The organism is Pseudomonas sp. PA-5-4B (assembly GCF_021606215.1).
In the GTDB taxonomy this organism is placed as follows: Bacteria; Pseudomonadota; Gammaproteobacteria; order Pseudomonadales; family Pseudomonadaceae; genus Aquipseudomonas; species Aquipseudomonas edaphica.
This window is the reverse complement of record NZ_WKDB01000032.1, coordinates 58,052-72,258: the sequence shown is the minus strand read 5'-3', so window position 1 is coordinate 72,258 and position 14,207 is coordinate 58,052. Positions and strand designations below refer to the sequence as shown.

Genomic DNA, 14,207 nt, shown 5'->3' with positions numbered 1-14,207 from the left:
CCGCTATCGCGGGCAAGCCCGCTCCCACATTGGTGCAGGGCTCCCACATTGGAATAGGGGTGGCCTGAAATTTCAGTGGCCGCCTTTCATGCGGCGGGCGATCAGGTAGATGCCCAGGCCGACCAGCGCGGTGGCGGCGCCGATGTAGCCGGTGCTGGTCCAGCCATACCCCGCTGTAATTGCCATTCCGCCGAACCACGGCCCTAGCGCGTTTGCCAGGTTGAACGCTGCGTGGTTCGAAGCCGCTGCCAGACTTGGGGCTTCGTGGGCAATGTCCATCAGGCGGATTTGCAGCGGCGCTGCCATGGCAATCATGGTGCCGACCAAACCGATGCCCAACAGTACGCTCCACAGCGAGCTGGCGGCGAAAGTGAAGAAGATCAGTACGGCCATCGACCACACCATAATCCAGCCCACGGCGCGAAATTGCATACGGTCGAACAGTTTGCCACCGGCGATGTTGCCGATGATGCCACCGACGCCAAACGCGGCGAGGCCGAAGGGGATCCACTGGGGGGAGACTTTGGTCACTTCGAGCATGGTCGGGGCAAGGTAGCTGAACACGCAGAACATGCCGGCAAAGCCAATCGCGCCGATCGACAGGGCCATCCACACTTGGGGTTTGGTGAAGGCGCGCAGTTCTTTGCGCGGGTCGCTGCGCGGTTCGTCGTGGCGGTCGGGGACGAATTGCCAGACGAGGGCGATAGTGCACAGGGCGATGGCGCTGACCAGTGCGAACGCCGAGCGCCAGCCCAGGTGTTGGCCCAGGAAGGTGGCGATGGGGTTGCCGAGCAGCATGGCGAGGGTGAGGCCCATCATCACGCGGGCCACGGCGCCGGCGCGTTTGTCGTTGGGCACCATGCTGGAGGCGACGACGGCGGCGATGCCGAAGTAGGCGCCGTGGGGCAGGCCGCTGATGAAGCGGAAGGCCACCAGCGAGCCGAAGGTGGGGGTGAAGGCGGTGGCGAGGTTGCCCAGGGCGTAGAGTCCCATCAGCAGTAAGAGCATGTGTTTGCGCAGCAATTTGGCGCCGAGGATGGCCAGCAGTGGCGCGCCGACCATCACGCCCAGGGCGTAGGCGCTGATCGCGTGGCCGACTTGCGGTTCGCTTAAGCCCAGGTTTTGGGCGATGTCGGGCATCAGGCCCATGATGGCGAATTCGCCGGTGCCGATCGCGAAGGCGCCCACGGCCATGGCAGCTTCCATTTTGGCGGCGCTGCGCGCGGGCAGTACGTGCCCGGGTGTTTGCTGGATAGTCATGGGTAACTCTGTAGGAAAAAAGTGCACGAAGGACAGTGGCGATGCTACGCAAGCCGCCACGAAGGTGTCTAGAACAGCGTTTTGCGCGAGCGTTCAGTTTGATTAAACGCCCTGTGACCCCAGGTCGCGGCTGCGATGCTTGACACGTGCGCGTTAAAAGCCGCGATTTAGAGCTGTCAATTGGCCAAACGGCGCATAAATGCGGTTCAGCGTGATATTCTGCGCGCCGTCTTGGTCTAGTCTTTCCCCGGTGCGTACACCCGTATACGTCCCGGCGGTTTGCTGTCGCCCAGGTAGCTGAAGCCAATAATGATAAGAAGTCAGCGCAGAAGGGACAAAAACAGTGAGGTCGCTACGTCGGCCTTGTGTGCCCACCCTACGGCCTGCAGAGTCAGGGGCAGTGGGGCGGATGGCGTTTTATCATAGGTGCTACTGATGTTTAAAAAAGTAAACACTGCCCTGCTGGGGCTGGCTTTGTCGATGGGGATCACGTCCGTTCACGCGGAAGAGGCAAAGAAAGTCGATGTGCTGCTGATCGGCGGCGGCATCATGAGTGCGACCCTGGGTGTTTGGCTCAATGAGCTGCAGCCGGACTGGTCGATGGAGATGGTCGAGCGCCTCGATGGCGTGGCCGAAGAAAGCTCCAACGGCTGGAACAACGCCGGTACCGGTCACTCGGCCCTGGCCGAGCTGAACTACACCCCGGAAAACAAGGACGGCACCGTTGAGATCCCGAAAGCGGTCGAGATCAACGAAGCGTTCCAGATTTCCCGTCAGTTCTGGTCCTGGCAGGTCCAGCAGGGCGTGCTGAAGAACCCGCGTTCGTTCATCAACTCCACACCGCACATGAGCTTTGTGTGGGGCGATGACAACATCAAGTTCCTGAAAAAACGCTACGAAGCCCTGCAAGCCAGCCCGCTGTTCGCCGGCATGCAGTACTCCGAAGACCCGGCGCAGATCGCCAAGTGGGTTCCATTGATGATGGAAGGCCGTGATCCGAAGCAGAAGATCGCCGCCACCTGGACCCCGATCGGCACCGACGTGAACTTCGGCGAGATCACCCGCCAGTTCGTCGCTCACCTGCAAACCACGCCGAAGTTTGATCTCAAACTGTCGAGCGAAGTGCAGGACATCACCAAGAACGCCGACGGTTCGTGGCGTGTAAGCTACAAAAACCTGAAAGACGGCACCAAGACCGAAACCGACGCCAAGTTCGTGTTCATCGGCGCGGGCGGCGGTGCACTGCACCTGCTGCAAAAGTCGGGCATTCCTGAAGCCAAGGAATACGCAGGCTTCCCGGTGGGCGGTTCGTTCCTGGTGACCGATAACCCGGCCATCGCCGAGCAGCACATGGCCAAGGCCTACGGTAAGGCTTCGGTTGGCGCGCCACCGATGTCGGTTCCGCACCTGGACACCCGCGTGCTGGATGGCAAGCGTGTGATTCTGTTTGGCCCATTCGCGACCTTCTCGACCAAGTTCCTCAAAGAAGGCTCGTACCTGGACCTGCTGACCAGCACCACCACCCACAACATCTGGCCTATGACCAAAGTCGGTATTCGTGAATACCCACTGGTCGAGTACCTCGCCGGCCAACTGATGCTGTCCGATGACGACCGCTTCAAGGCGCTGCAAGAGTACTTCCCGAACGCCAAGCAGTCCGACTGGCGCCTGTGGCAAGCCGGTCAGCGCGTGCAGATCATCAAGCGTGACGAAGAGCAGGGCGGCGTCCTGAAACTCGGCACCGAAGTGGTCAGCTCCGCCGACAACACCATCGCCGGCCTGTTGGGTGCATCGCCAGGCGCGTCCACCGCGGCTCCGATCATGCTGACCGTGCTGCAAAAAGTGTTCAAGGACAAGGTCGCGACTCCTGAGTGGCAGGCCAAACTGCACCAGATCGTACCGAGCTACGGCACCAAGCTGAACGACAGCCCGGAAGCGGTTGCCAAGGAATGGGCCTACACCGCCGGTATCCTGCAACTGACGCCTCCGCCTGCGATCCCGCAGTTGAGCGCACCAAAGGCAACCCAGGCCACCGAGGCTGCCAAGCCTGCGGCTGAGCCGAGCAAGCCGACGTCTGACCTGGCGCTGTAAGCCAAGCCTGATGTTAAAAAGCCCGCTGAACCGGTAACGGTCAGCGGGCTTTTTTGTGGGCGTGGGTTCAGGTGCGGGAGCGTTCGGCTGGCGGCAGTTCAACTGTGCGCTCGGCGGCGGCCAATGCGGCCTTTAAACCGGCTTTATCCAGCGCCACGCAGTACGCAGGCTTGGCCCGCTCAAAGCGCCAGCTTTCATCCAGCGTTCCCGCATCCACCGCGTCGAAACCCAGCTCGTCGAGCAGCGTGATCACGTGCGCCTTTGCCGTCGCATCATCGGCGGCCACCGGCAGGGCGCGACGGTCAGGCGCGCCGTGGGGGCGTGCATCGCGGTTGATGTCTGAGTCAAAGATCGCATTAAACACTTTGACGACCTTTGAGTCGGCAAAATGCTCGGCCAACAGGCGGCTGGTGGTGGTTTCAAAACGGTCCAGCACCGGGATATGCCCATCGCGGTCAGGGTAGTAATTGTTGGCGTCCAGCACCGTTTTGCCTGCCAGCCACTGCGCGGGCACGCTGCGGTAGTGTTCAAGCGGGATCGCCACCAGCACCACGTCGCCAAACTGCGCGGCATCCTGCGCGCTGGCCACTTGCACACCGGGTATGCCGCTGCGCACGCTGCTCATGGTCTGCGGGCCACGGGAGTTGCTCAGCATCACCGCGTGCCCGGCAGCCAGGGCCAGTTGGGCCACGGCGCGCCCGATAAAACCTGCTCCAATCACGCCAATCTTCATGGCTTTGCTCCTGCGAAGTGGGGGAGTGGCTATGATGATTGGCAACCATTGGGTGATAAATGGGTGGTTTGGAGTCAGTGTAGTTACTGGGAGTAGTTAATCGTGGACCGTCTAACCAGTATGAGTGCGTTTGTAACGGCCGCCGAGCTGGGCTCTTATGCCCGCGCCGCCGAGCGCTTGAACCTGTCGCCGCAGATGGTGGCCAAGCATGTCACCGCGCTGGAGCAACACCTGGGCGCCCGCTTGCTCAACCGCACCACGCGCCGGCAAAGCCTGACGGAGTTGGGTGGCGCGTACTACGAGCGCTGTAAACATATCCTCACGGAAGCCGACGCGGCCGATTCGTTGGCGCAGATCATGAATGACACCCCGCGCGGCAAGTTGAAGGTCACCGCCCCGGTCACGTTCGGCTCCTACAGCCTGATGCCGCTGATAACCGGGTTTTTGCGTGACAACCCGGATGTGGAAATCGACTTGCACCTGACCGACCGTTTTGTCGACCTGGTGGAGGAGGGTTATGAAGCGGCTTTTCGCATCGGCCCGCTTGCAACGACGGGCCTTACGGCTCGGCCGCTGGCACCTTATCGCCTGGTGGCCTGCGCCGCGCCTGCCTACCTGACCGCACGGGGCGTGCCTTTGGTGCCGGCAGACCTTGAGCATCACGAATGCCTGGGTTATGCGTTCTGGTCACGCCCGGCAGAGCGTGAATGGGTCTTTTACCAAGGCACCACTGTGCACAAGGTGCAGGTTGCCAGCCGTTTGCAGGTCAACGAAAGCCGGGCGTTGATGACGGCGGCACTGGATGGTTTCGGCATCGTGCTTGGCCCTGAAGACTTCTTGCGCACGGCACTGGCCAAGGGCGAGTTGGTGCGGGTGCTGCCAGGCTTCGAGGCGCCGAGCCGCTCAATGCACCTGGTCTACACGGCGAACCGCCAGCGCACGGCCAAGTTGCGGCGCTTTGTCGAGGCGGTGCTGGGGCGTTTCGGACCCGCTTGAGCGCTCAAATACCGGCCCTGTGGTGCGAATACCTCAGGTTCAGCAACCTGACAGACACCACCTGTTAAAAATAACCCATAGCCAAGCAGGAGCGAGGCTGCAGCAAGGGGGCATTTTTTACCGGTGTATTCGTTGGGCGCTGGCGCCCGAGGGGTGTGTATGTTGCTACGTTATGCGGCATTGGCGGCGTTTGTCGTCGCGGCGTCCGGGTGTGTACAAGAGCGCGTGGTGCACGAGCGCGGGCCGGTGCAACGAGAGTATGTCGAGGTGGTGGCGCCGCAGCCGCCGCCGGTGCAGGTGATCGAAGTCGAGCCAGCGGCTCGCTACGGTTATGTGTGGTCACGCGGCTACTGGCGTTGGGAAGGTGGGCGCTATGTGGCGGTGCACGGCCATTGGGAGCAGGTGCGCGAAGGTTATCGTTATGTGCATCCGCACTGGGTGCAGCGTAATGACGGTTATCACTGGCAGGGCGGTGGCTGGGTTCGCTGAACCTGGCACCTGACAAAACGGCTAGCTCGGCTTTTGGGTGCCTAACAGCTTGACCTCGCGCAGCAGCGCGGCACCGAGTTGATCGCTGCCCAACTCCTGATAGCCAACTATCTGGGTGTCGCCGTGTTCTTCGGCCTGGATGATGATCACCGGTGTTTCCTTGCCGGCGGCTTCATCCACATGCAGGGCGTACTGCGGCACATCCACCTTGATCGGTGAACCCGCGGGCTTGCCTTGCACATTCAGCGTAAACGCCGCGCAGCCGCTGTCGATATCCACGCTGGTCGCGGAGCGGCCGCTGACGAAGCAGGTTTTGGGCAGGTCGGGCCAGGTGATGGTCTCGGCCAGGGCGAGGGTGGGCGCCAGGGCCATGGCAACAAGAAGCAGCATGCGCACGTAGGGAGTTCTCTTGATCAAGGGCAGTGGCGTTTTTTACCAAAGCCCGGCATGCGTCGCAATGCTGCGGCTCAAGCCAGGCGCTTCATTCCCGTGGCTTTTGCCGCATCAAGGTCGAAGGTGGCGGTGTATTCACAGCCGGCGGCATGGGCGCAGCGTTCGATCAGGTAGTCGGCGAAGTCGGCTTTGCCGCCTGTGAATCGTCGCAATGCCTGCCAGATAATCTCGGCGTGCTCGACGGTCAGTTCACGGGTGCGCAGCAGGGTTTCCAGCACGGTCACCACGTCGCTTTTGGCCGATTGATAGCAGCTTTGCAGCACCCAGACCAATTCCACCACCGACACCAGGCTGACAAAGCCCGGCGACACGCTGGTGAGCGACTCGATCAGCGCCGAGGCCTTGGGCGATTGCACGGGGTCATCCTGGGTGACATAGCGCACCAGCACATTGGTATCGAGCCCGATCATCCGGCGTTTGCTCCTTGCGCGGCGATGGCGCGGTTCATGTCTTCGATCGACACAGCCTGCGCGGGCTTGCGGATCAGCCCCTTGAGGTCCTGCACGGTTTTGCTCGCGGCGATAATGGAAAACTTGCCGTCTTCCGTTTCGACAAATTCAACCCGATCGCCTGTTTCCAGGCCAAGCGCGGTGCGCACTTGCACGGGGATAGTGATTTGCCCTTTCGAGGTGAGTGTGGCGGTGGCCATAGTGAAAATCTCCATCGTGATATTCCTTACACTAAGGTAAGGATTGATGAAGGACAAGATCCGTTGGTCCATAGGGTGCTCTGCTGGTGTGAGTGAGTGGGAACAGGTAAAACCCTAGCTCGAACTCTGCGCGCTCACACGCCCGCCTGCGACCCAAAGAGATACACGCTATGACCGAACGTCAGCTCATCATTCCTGCCGCCATGCAACCCATTGTCGAGCGCGCCGGCTACGTGCCTGCGGTAAAAGTTGGCAACACTCTTTACTGCGCAGGCCAGATCGGCCGTACACCGCAGCTGGCCGTGATCGAAGACCCCGAGGCGCAATTTATCGCGGCCTGGGAAAACCTGAGGGAAGTATTGGAAGAGGGCGGTTGCAGCTTCGATGACGTGGTGGACATGACCACTTATCACGTGAACATGCGCCAGCACATGGCGGTTTTTCGGGAGGTGAAAAACCGCCTGTTCCCGCGCGGGCATTGCGCCTGGACCACGATCGGGGTGTCCGAACTGGCACACCCCGGCCTATTGGTGGAAATCAAATGCGTGGCGGTGCAGCGCTAGTTACTGCACCACGCGATAGCACGGCACATAGGCTGCGCCGCCCGGCAACTTCATGCGGTGCTGGGCGACAAATGCCTGCAACAGCTCGTCCAAGGGCTTCATGATCGCCGGGTCACCGTGAATCTCATACGGGCCATGCTGCTCGATCAGGCGAATACCCTTGTCCTTGACGTTACCGGCCACAATCCCCGAGAACGCGCGGCGCAGGTTGGCCGCCAGCTCATGGGGCGGCAGCGCATGGCTCAGTTGCAGGCTGGCCATGTTTTCGTGGGTGGGGTCGAACGGGCGCTGGAAGCCTTCGTCGATCTTCAGCAGCCAGTTGAAGTGGAACGCGTCGTTGCGCTCGCGGCGGAATTGCTTCACGGCCTTGAGCCCGACGGTCATCTGGCGGGCCACTTCGGCCGGGTCGTCGATGATGATCTGGTAGTGCGCCTGCGCCGCTTCGCCGAGGGTGGCGCCGACGAACGCGTGCAGTTGTTGCAGGTACGGCGCGGCCTGTTTCGGCCCGGTGAGGATGACCGGGAACGGTACATCGCGGTTATCCGGGTGCATCAGGATGCCCAGCAGGTACAGGAACTCTTCGGCCGTGCCGGCGCCGCCCGGGAAGATGATGATGCCGTGGCCCACGCGCACAAAGGCTTCCAGGCGTTTTTCGATGTCCGGCAGAATCACCAGCTCGTTAACGATGGGGTTCGGTGCTTCGGCCGCGATGATGCCCGGCTCGGTCAGGCCCAGGTAACGGCCGTTGGTAATGCGTTGCTTGGCGTGGGAAATGGTCGCGCCTTTCATCGGGCCTTTCATCACGCCGGGGCCGCAGCCGGTGCACACGTCAAGGCTGCGCAGGCCCAGTTCGTGGCCGACTTTCTTGGTGTATTTGTATTCTTCGGTATTGATCGAGTGCCCGCCCCAGCACACCACGATTTTCGGTTCGACACCCGGGCGCAATGTACGGGCGTTGCGCAGCAGGTGGAACACGTAGTCGGTGATGCCCTGGGAGTTGCTCAGGTCGATGCGCTGGCTGTCCAGCTCGTTCTCGGTGTAGACGATATCGCGCAGGGCGCTGAAGAGCATTTCGCGGGTGCTGGCGATCATCTCGCCATCGACGAAGGCGTCGGCTGGCGCATTCAACAGTTCCAGGCGCACGCCACGGTCTTGCTGGTGGATACGCACTTCAAAGTCTTTATAGGCGTCGAGGATGGTCTTGGCGTTGTCGATATGCGCGCCGGTGTTGAGGATGGCCAGGGCGCACTGGCGGAACAACGTGTAGATGCTGCCGGAACCGGCTTCACTCAGTTGCTGGACTTCACGTTGGGACAGGGTTTCGAGGCTGCCCTTGGGGCTGACGGAGGCATTGATGACTTGACGTTGGGGCATTCTGATTCCTTGAAAGCACAGCCATCGCAGCCGCCAGGGGCGGCGATGGCTGGAGAATGGTGAGCGCCGAACTCGGTCGCACTAGACAGTTAGTTTGGCCGCCAGAAGGGCAGGGCGCAAACGCCGTCAACACCATCATGCCGCAGAACTTACTGAATCAGCTTCCAGTTTTTGTAGAAAACCCGACGCAGGGTAAACACCAACCCGGCAAAACCCGAAATCACGGCGTTGAGCACTGAGGGCAGCAAGGTCGGCCGCACGATGTCAATGAACAGGCAGTAACGCTTTGCGTCGTTTTTGTTGAAGGAGGCATGCATCAGCGTGTCATCGAAGATGAACAGCGGGTCATCGTGCCAGTAGTGCTTGTGCTTGCCCACCTGGATGTAGACACCGTCGTGATGCGGCGCCGGCGCCATGTTGTAGAGCACGCGGAACATCATGCGCAGCGGGCCGAAGTGGAAGGACGTGGAGCGGTTTTCGTTGAACACCGAGACGCCGATGGTCTTCACAAACGGCAGTTTCTTGCGCAGTTGCGGGATGTCCAGGGTGGTTTCGATCGGGCGACCGTACCACTGGAAGAACAACATGCCGCGCTTTTTCTCGGCCATGCGCTCGTCCAGGTAGCTGATGATTTCGTCCTTGTTGGCCATGGCGTCGTCGATGACTTGTTGCAGGTCTTCGCGCCAGGCGGGCGGCAGGTCGCGCATGGTGTAGACGTGGCGGTTGCGCAGGCTCAACAGGTCGAACAGGGTATTGAACGGCGCCAATATCCAGGTGTTGCGGCCGTTACCAACGAAGTATTTCTTGATGGTGTCGCGGTCGTACAGGCCGTTGCGCAGAAAGTCATAAATGCCGCAGAACAGCACCAGCAGCAGAAACACCAGGCTGGTACGTGGGAAGCAATAGATGAACAGCAGAACGCCGAGTACCCAGGCGACTGAGACCAATTTTTTTTGCACAGCACTTTTACTCATGAAGCGAGGCTCCGGACCTGAAACAAAGCGAAACAATCCCGCCATGATAGTGGGTTATCACGGTGCCGGGCGTTTTAAATATTGCGAATTTGTGAACGTTGAACACAGTTTTTAACCAGGCGGTGCTGTGCGCCAGCTGTTTTGCCGATTGGATTTTGTAAACAGAAGATTTGCGTCTATCGTGACGCTTCGGTTTTTCGCGCGTCATAGACCGGTACGATTGAAGTTGAATGGCCACCACTGGCCGTCGACCCCTTGGAAGAGGCAGAAATTTTATGATCATCAAACCGCGGGTTCGTGGCTTTATCTGTGTGACCGCTCACCCTGTTGGCTGTGAAGCGAACGTCAAAGAGCAGATCGACTACGTAACCCAGCATGGCGCCATCGAAGGCGGCCCAAAAAAGGTGCTGGTCCTCGGCGCTTCCACCGGTTATGGCCTGGCCGCGCGCATCAGTGCTGCGTTTGGCTGCGGCGCCGACACCCTGGGCGTGTTTTTTGAGAAAGAAGGCGAAGAAGGCAAGCTGAGCTCCGCCGGCTGGTACAACAGCGCGGCGTTCGAGAAGTTTGCCGTGGAAAAAGGCCTGTACGCCAAGAGCATCAACGGCGACGCGTTCTCTGACGAGATCAAGCGCCTGACCATCGAAACCATCAAGAAAGACCTGGGCAAGATCGACCTGGTGGTTTACAGCCTGGCCGCGCCGCGCCGTACCGACCCGCAAGGCGTGGTGCACACCTCCACCCTCAAGCCGATCGGCAAGGCCGTGACCCTGCGCGGTATCAACACCGACAAAGGCGTTGTGGTCGATACCACCCTTGAGCCTGCAACCCAGGAAGAAATCGACGGCACCGTGAAAGTCATGGGCGGCGAAGACTGGCAGCTGTGGATCGACGCCCTGCGTGACGCCGACGTGTTGGCCGAAGGCGCCAAGACCACTGCGTTCACCTACCTCGGCGAGAAGCTGACCCAGGATATTTACTGGAACGGCTCCATCGGCGAAGCCAAGAAAGACCTCGACAAAAAAGTCCTGACCCTGCGCGACAACCTCGCTGCGCTGAAGGGCGACGCCCGTGTGTCGGTGCTCAAGGCCGTGGTTACCCAGGCAAGCTCCGCGATCCCGATCATGCCGCTGTACCTGTCGCTGCTGTTTAAAGTGATGAAAGAGCAGGGCACCCACGAAGGTTGCATCGAGCAGGTTTACGGCCTGTTCAAAGACAGCCTGTACGGCAGCGAGCCGAAGCTGGACGCCGACGGCCGCCTGCGCGCCGACCTGGCTGAGCTGGAGCCGAAGGTTCAGGACGCCGTGGCTGCACTGTGGAATCAGGTGACCGATGACAACGTCAACGAGATCAGCGATTTCGCCGGCTACAAGGCGGAGTTCCTGCGTTTGTTCGGGTTTGAAATCGACGGCGTGGACTATGAAGCTGATGTGAATCCGACTGTGAAGATCAAGGGCCTTATCCAAGCCTAAACACGGTCAAAAAATGTGGGAGCCTGGCTTATGTGGGAGCTGGCTTGCCTGCGATACAGTCACCTCGGTATATCAGTTACACCGAGGCGATGCTATCGCAGGCAAGCCAGCTCCCACACAAGCCAGCTCCCACATTTGCCTTGGGTTAATTCAGAACCCTCCTACATTCCCTCGTGCTCCCACCCTTCCTCACAATCTGCCAGACTCCTTGCGCTATCAAGCCACGCTAACGGAGGATCTGATGACGATTCGTGCAGTAGTTTTTGATTTTGGCGGTGTCCTCTTCGATTGGAACCCGCAGCACCTTTACCGCAAGCTGATTGCCGACGACGCCGAACGGCAACACTTTCTCGACACCATCTGCACCCAAGCCTGGAACACCGAGCAAGACGCCGGCCGCAGCCTGGCCGAAGGCACCCGCCACCTTATCGAGCAATACCCGCAGCACGAACCCCTGATCCAGGCCTATTACGACCGTTGGCACGAAATGCTGCGTGGCGCGTTGCCCGATGGCGTGGCCATTCTTGAGGCGCTGCATAAGGCCGATATGCCGCTGTTCGGGCTCACCAATTGGTCGGCTGAAACCTTCCCTTACGCACGGGCCAACTACCCGTTTCTGCAGCACTTGCGCGATATCGTCGTGTCTGGCGAGTTGAAGTTGATCAAGCCGGACCCCGCGATCTATCACGCGAGCCTTGATCAGGTTCGCGCTCACTTGCCGGATATCCAGGCCAGGGAAGTGGTGTTTATCGACGACGTTGCCGGCAATATCGAGGCCGCTGAAGCCCTCGGCTGGCAGGGCATTCACCATGTGTCGGCCGAGCGCACTGCCGCGCGTTTGCGCGCGTTGGGGGTGAGCTTTTAGCGCGCCCACTTTTCCATGGCGAAATCCACAAAAGCGCGCAGCTTGGGCAGGCGGTAGCGGTCCTGTCGGTAGAGCAGGTGCATGGGGCGGCTGGGCAGTTGATAGGTGGTCAGCAACGCCACCAGCTTGCCGCTCTCCAGGTCCGGCTGCACCAGGGCATCGGCCAGCATGATGATGCCCATGCCGTTCACGGCTGCCTGGCGCAAGCCTTGGGAGCTGTTGATGGTCAATGCTCCGGCCACCGGCACCTCCACTTCGCCTGCATCGCCGGTCATGCGCCACAGTTTGCTGGTGTCTCGCCAGTTATCGTTCGCCGGGTAGGCAAACGCCAGGCAGTCGTGCTGGCGCAAGTCGTCGGGCGTCTGCGGAATGCCACGTCGCGCCAGGTACGCCGGTGACGCACAGAGCGTCAGGGTATAGGCCTGCATCGGCCTGGCGATCAGGCTTGAGGTTTCCAACTCGCCCAGGCGGATCGCAACGTCGAAGCCGCTGTCGACCAGATCCATGCGCTCATTGCTGAGTTCGACATACAGATTGATCTGCGGGTAGCGCTGGGCAAATTCGCTCAAGGCCGGTGTGAGGCGTTCGGTGCCGAACACCGGTGGCGCGGTGATGCGCAGGCTGCCTTTGGGCGTTTCGCTGTGGATCTGCTCTGCCAATAGTTCAGAGTCGGCCACCAGCCCCAGCACCTCCAGGCAACGCTGGTAATACTGCCCGCCAAATTCGGTGAGGCTCTGTTTGCGCGTGGTGCGCTTCAGCAAGCTGACCCCCAGCCGTTGCTCCAGCGCGCGCAAGTGGTTACCGACCATGGTGGTCGACAGCCCGCATTCCTGCGCGGCGGCGGTCATGCTGCCGGCCTCGACCACTTTCACGTACACCGACATCGACTGGAACAGATCCATTATCAAGCCCTGATTTAAAGTCATTGCAGGAATGCGCAGTTTATCCAGCTCAGGTGGCTAACGATACTGGCAGCATCACAACGATGCACTGGAGCCTGCCACCATGACCGCCGCCTGCCTGATGACCACCTATCAACCCATGGCCCTAAGCTTTACCCGTGGCCTGGGTACGCGCCTGTGGGACCAGCAGGGCCGTGAATACCTCGACGCCGTGGCCGGTGTGGCGGTAACCAATGTCGGGCACTCCCACCCCAAATTGGTCACGGCGATCAGCGAGCAGGCGGGCCTGTTGCTGCACACCTCCAATCTCTACAGCATCGACTGGCAGCAGCGCCTGGCCGAGCGCCTGACGCGGTTATCCGGCCTGGACCGTGCGTTCTTCAATAACTCCGGCGCCGAAGCCAACGAGACCGCGCTGAAACTGGCGCGGTTGCATGGCTGGAAAAAAGGCATTGAAGAGCCTTTGGTGGTGGTGATGGAGAACGCGTTTCACGGGCGTACGCTGGGCACCATGGCCGCCAGTGACGGGCCTTCGGTGCGCCTGGGTTTCCAGCGCCTGCCGGGGGACTTTCTCAAGGTGCGCTTTGGCGACTTGGCCGCATTGGCGGCCATTACCGAGCAATTCGGCACGCGCATCGCGGCGGTCTTGCTCGAGCCGATCCAGGGTGAAAGCGGCGTGCTGCCCGCGCCGCCCGGTTACCTGAAGGCGCTGCGCGATCACTGCACGCGCCACGGCTGGTTGATGATGCTCGATGAAATCCAGACCGGTATCGGCCGCACTGGCGCCTGGTTTGCGTTCCAGCACGAAGGCATCGTGCCCGACGTGATAACCCTGGCCAAAGGCCTCGGCAACGGCGTGCCCATCGGTGCCTGCCTGGCCCGGGACGCCGTGGCCCAGTTGTTCACGCCAGGCAGCCACGGCAGCACGTTTGGCGGTAACCCGCTGGCCTGCCGCGTGGGTTGCACGGTGTTGGACATCATTGAGGAACAAGGCTTGCTGCACAACGCCGCGCTACAGGGCGAGCGCCTGCTGGCTCGGTTGCGGGTGGAGTTGAGCGAGCACCCGCAGGTGCTGGCGATTCGCGGCCAGGGCTTGATGGTCGGCATCGAGTTGGCCAGGCCTTACCGTGACCTGGCCCAGCGTGCGGCCCAGGAGCATGGGCTGCTGATCAATGTGACGCGGGGCAAGATCATCCGCCTGTTGCCGCCGCTGACGCTGGATGCCAAGGAGGTTGAGATGATTGTGCGGGCCATCACCCGTCTCCTGGATTGAAACCGGATCAAACTGTGGGAGCTGGCTTGCCTGCGATAGCGGTGTGTCAGCCACTGTAGTTGGCACAGACAGTCCGCTATCGCAGGCAAGCCAGCTCCCACATTGGATCGGCGTGA

Annotated in this window: 15 protein-coding genes; 7 read left to right on the top strand and 8 right to left on the bottom strand. The window is 60.9% G+C overall.

Annotated features, from left to right (window positions below):
- Positions 1 to 72 precede the first annotated feature (72 nt).
- Positions 73 to 1,260: an MFS transporter gene (locus GIW28_RS17255; RefSeq protein ID WP_110624251.1), complete on the bottom strand. Its 1,188-nt coding sequence runs from the start codon at positions 1,258 to 1,260 to the stop codon at positions 73 to 75.
- Between the two features lie 435 nt (positions 1,261 to 1,695).
- Here GIW28_RS17255 and mqo point away from each other — a divergent pair, with 435 nt between their 5' ends.
- The gene (gene mqo, locus GIW28_RS17250) at positions 1,696 to 3,351 is read left to right on the top strand and encodes a malate dehydrogenase (quinone) (RefSeq protein ID WP_099549600.1); all 1,656 of its coding nucleotides are present in this window, start codon (positions 1,696 to 1,698) and stop codon (positions 3,349 to 3,351) included.
- A gap of 67 nt (positions 3,352 to 3,418) precedes the next feature.
- Here mqo and GIW28_RS17245 read toward each other — a convergent pair whose 3' ends face one another.
- On the bottom strand, positions 3,419 to 4,084 hold the full coding sequence (locus GIW28_RS17245; protein ID WP_236447493.1) for an NAD(P)-binding domain-containing protein: 666 nt from the start codon (positions 4,082 to 4,084) through the stop codon (positions 3,419 to 3,421).
- Positions 4,085 to 4,204: 120 nt separating this feature from the next.
- Between GIW28_RS17245 and GIW28_RS17240 the strand changes: the two genes are divergently transcribed.
- Together GIW28_RS17240 and GIW28_RS17235 are read left to right on the top strand one after the other, a co-directional pair.
- Complete coding sequence (locus GIW28_RS17240) at positions 4,205 to 5,080, top strand: LysR family transcriptional regulator (RefSeq protein WP_236447495.1); 876 nt, start codon at positions 4,205 to 4,207, stop codon at positions 5,078 to 5,080.
- Between the two features lie 159 nt (positions 5,081 to 5,239).
- Positions 5,240 to 5,569 carry a YXWGXW repeat-containing protein gene (locus GIW28_RS17235; RefSeq protein WP_099549597.1) on the top strand — a complete coding sequence of 110 codons (330 nt, stop codon included), beginning with the start codon at positions 5,240 to 5,242 and terminating at the stop codon, positions 5,567 to 5,569.
- A gap of 21 nt (positions 5,570 to 5,590) precedes the next feature.
- Here the strand turns inward: GIW28_RS17235 and GIW28_RS17230 are convergent, their stop codons facing one another.
- The 3 genes from GIW28_RS17230 to GIW28_RS17220 form a co-directional block, all read right to left on the bottom strand.
- Positions 5,591 to 5,959 (bottom strand): hypothetical protein, encoded by a 369-nt coding sequence (locus tag GIW28_RS17230; protein ID WP_236447494.1) that lies wholly within the window; start codon positions 5,957 to 5,959, stop codon positions 5,591 to 5,593.
- A 77-nt stretch (positions 5,960 to 6,036) separates the two neighbouring features.
- On the bottom strand, positions 6,037 to 6,432 hold the full coding sequence (locus tag GIW28_RS17225; RefSeq protein ID WP_017137461.1) for a PIN domain-containing protein: 396 nt from the start codon (positions 6,430 to 6,432) through the stop codon (positions 6,037 to 6,039).
- Positions 6,429 to 6,686 (bottom strand): AbrB/MazE/SpoVT family DNA-binding domain-containing protein, encoded by a 258-nt coding sequence (locus GIW28_RS17220; RefSeq protein WP_017137462.1) that lies wholly within the window; start codon positions 6,684 to 6,686, stop codon positions 6,429 to 6,431. Before GIW28_RS17220 ends, GIW28_RS17225 begins: the two co-directional genes overlap by 4 nt.
- Before the next feature lie 155 nt (positions 6,687 to 6,841).
- Here GIW28_RS17220 and GIW28_RS17215 point away from each other — a divergent pair, with 155 nt between their 5' ends.
- On the top strand, positions 6,842 to 7,234 hold the full coding sequence (locus GIW28_RS17215) for a RidA family protein (protein WP_236447492.1): 393 nt from the start codon (positions 6,842 to 6,844) through the stop codon (positions 7,232 to 7,234).
- Here the strand turns inward: GIW28_RS17215 and ppnN are convergent, their stop codons facing one another.
- Positions 7,235 to 8,608: a nucleotide 5'-monophosphate nucleosidase PpnN gene (gene ppnN, locus GIW28_RS17210; RefSeq protein ID WP_017137464.1), complete on the bottom strand. Its 1,374-nt coding sequence runs from the start codon at positions 8,606 to 8,608 to the stop codon at positions 7,235 to 7,237.
- A gap of 149 nt (positions 8,609 to 8,757) precedes the next feature.
- Complete coding sequence (locus tag GIW28_RS17205; protein WP_017137465.1) at positions 8,758 to 9,582, bottom strand: aspartyl/asparaginyl beta-hydroxylase domain-containing protein; 825 nt, start codon at positions 9,580 to 9,582, stop codon at positions 8,758 to 8,760.
- Between the two features lie 275 nt (positions 9,583 to 9,857).
- On the opposite strand from GIW28_RS17205, the gene fabV reads away from it, so the two are divergent.
- Both fabV and GIW28_RS17195 read left to right on the top strand, forming a co-directional pair.
- Complete coding sequence (gene fabV / locus GIW28_RS17200) at positions 9,858 to 11,051, top strand: enoyl-ACP reductase FabV (protein WP_065929256.1); 1,194 nt, start codon at positions 9,858 to 9,860, stop codon at positions 11,049 to 11,051.
- 241 nt (positions 11,052 to 11,292) lie between these two features.
- Entirely contained in the window at positions 11,293 to 11,916 is a 624-nt protein-coding gene (locus GIW28_RS17195) for an HAD family hydrolase (protein WP_017136123.1), read from the top strand.
- Here GIW28_RS17195 and GIW28_RS17190 read toward each other — a convergent pair.
- Positions 11,913 to 12,818, bottom strand: coding sequence for a LysR family transcriptional regulator (locus tag GIW28_RS17190; RefSeq protein ID WP_138450197.1), 906 nt, complete (start codon positions 12,816 to 12,818; stop codon positions 11,913 to 11,915). The two genes, GIW28_RS17195 and GIW28_RS17190, sit on opposite strands and share 4 nt — an antisense overlap.
- A 103-nt stretch (positions 12,819 to 12,921) precedes the next feature.
- Here GIW28_RS17190 and GIW28_RS17185 point away from each other — a divergent pair, with 103 nt between their 5' ends.
- Positions 12,922 to 14,091, top strand: a complete 1,170-nt coding sequence (locus GIW28_RS17185) for an aspartate aminotransferase family protein (protein ID WP_099549105.1) — start codon at positions 12,922 to 12,924, stop codon at positions 14,089 to 14,091.
- Positions 14,092 to 14,207: the final 116 nt, after the last annotated feature.

Bases quoted from the DNA above. Each gene is read 5' to 3' on its own strand.
- GIW28_RS17205 (WP_017137465.1), bottom strand. From the start codon at position 9,582: ATGAGTAAAAGTGCTGTGCAAAAAAAATTGGTCTCAGTCGCCTGGGTA.
- GIW28_RS17240 (WP_236447495.1), top strand. From the start codon at position 4,205: ATGAGTGCGTTTGTAACGGCCGCCGAGCTGGGCTCTTATGCCCGCGCC.
- GIW28_RS17225 (WP_017137461.1), bottom strand. From the start codon at position 6,432: ATGATCGGGCTCGATACCAATGTGCTGGTGCGCTATGTCACCCAGGAT.
- GIW28_RS17220 (WP_017137462.1), bottom strand. From the start codon at position 6,686: ATGGAGATTTTCACTATGGCCACCGCCACACTCACCTCGAAAGGGCAA.
- ppnN (WP_017137464.1), bottom strand. From the start codon at position 8,608: ATGCCCCAACGTCAAGTCATCAATGCCTCCGTCAGCCCCAAGGGCAGC.
- GIW28_RS17215 (WP_236447492.1), top strand. From the start codon at position 6,842: ATGACCGAACGTCAGCTCATCATTCCTGCCGCCATGCAACCCATTGTC.
- GIW28_RS17230 (WP_236447494.1), bottom strand. From the start codon at position 5,959: ATGCTGCTTCTTGTTGCCATGGCCCTGGCGCCCACCCTCGCCCTGGCC.
- GIW28_RS17185 (WP_099549105.1), top strand. From the start codon at position 12,922: ATGACCGCCGCCTGCCTGATGACCACCTATCAACCCATGGCCCTAAGC.
- GIW28_RS17235 (WP_099549597.1), top strand. From the start codon at position 5,240: ATGTTGCTACGTTATGCGGCATTGGCGGCGTTTGTCGTCGCGGCGTCC.
- GIW28_RS17190 (WP_138450197.1), bottom strand. From the start codon at position 12,818: ATGGATCTGTTCCAGTCGATGTCGGTGTACGTGAAAGTGGTCGAGGCC.
- mqo (WP_099549600.1), top strand. From the start codon at position 1,696: ATGTTTAAAAAAGTAAACACTGCCCTGCTGGGGCTGGCTTTGTCGATG.
- GIW28_RS17245 (WP_236447493.1), bottom strand. From the start codon at position 4,084: ATGAAGATTGGCGTGATTGGAGCAGGTTTTATCGGGCGCGCCGTGGCC.
- fabV (WP_065929256.1), top strand. From the start codon at position 9,858: ATGATCATCAAACCGCGGGTTCGTGGCTTTATCTGTGTGACCGCTCAC.
- GIW28_RS17195 (WP_017136123.1), top strand. From the start codon at position 11,293: ATGACGATTCGTGCAGTAGTTTTTGATTTTGGCGGTGTCCTCTTCGAT.
- GIW28_RS17255 (WP_110624251.1), bottom strand. From the start codon at position 1,260: ATGACTATCCAGCAAACACCCGGGCACGTACTGCCCGCGCGCAGCGCC.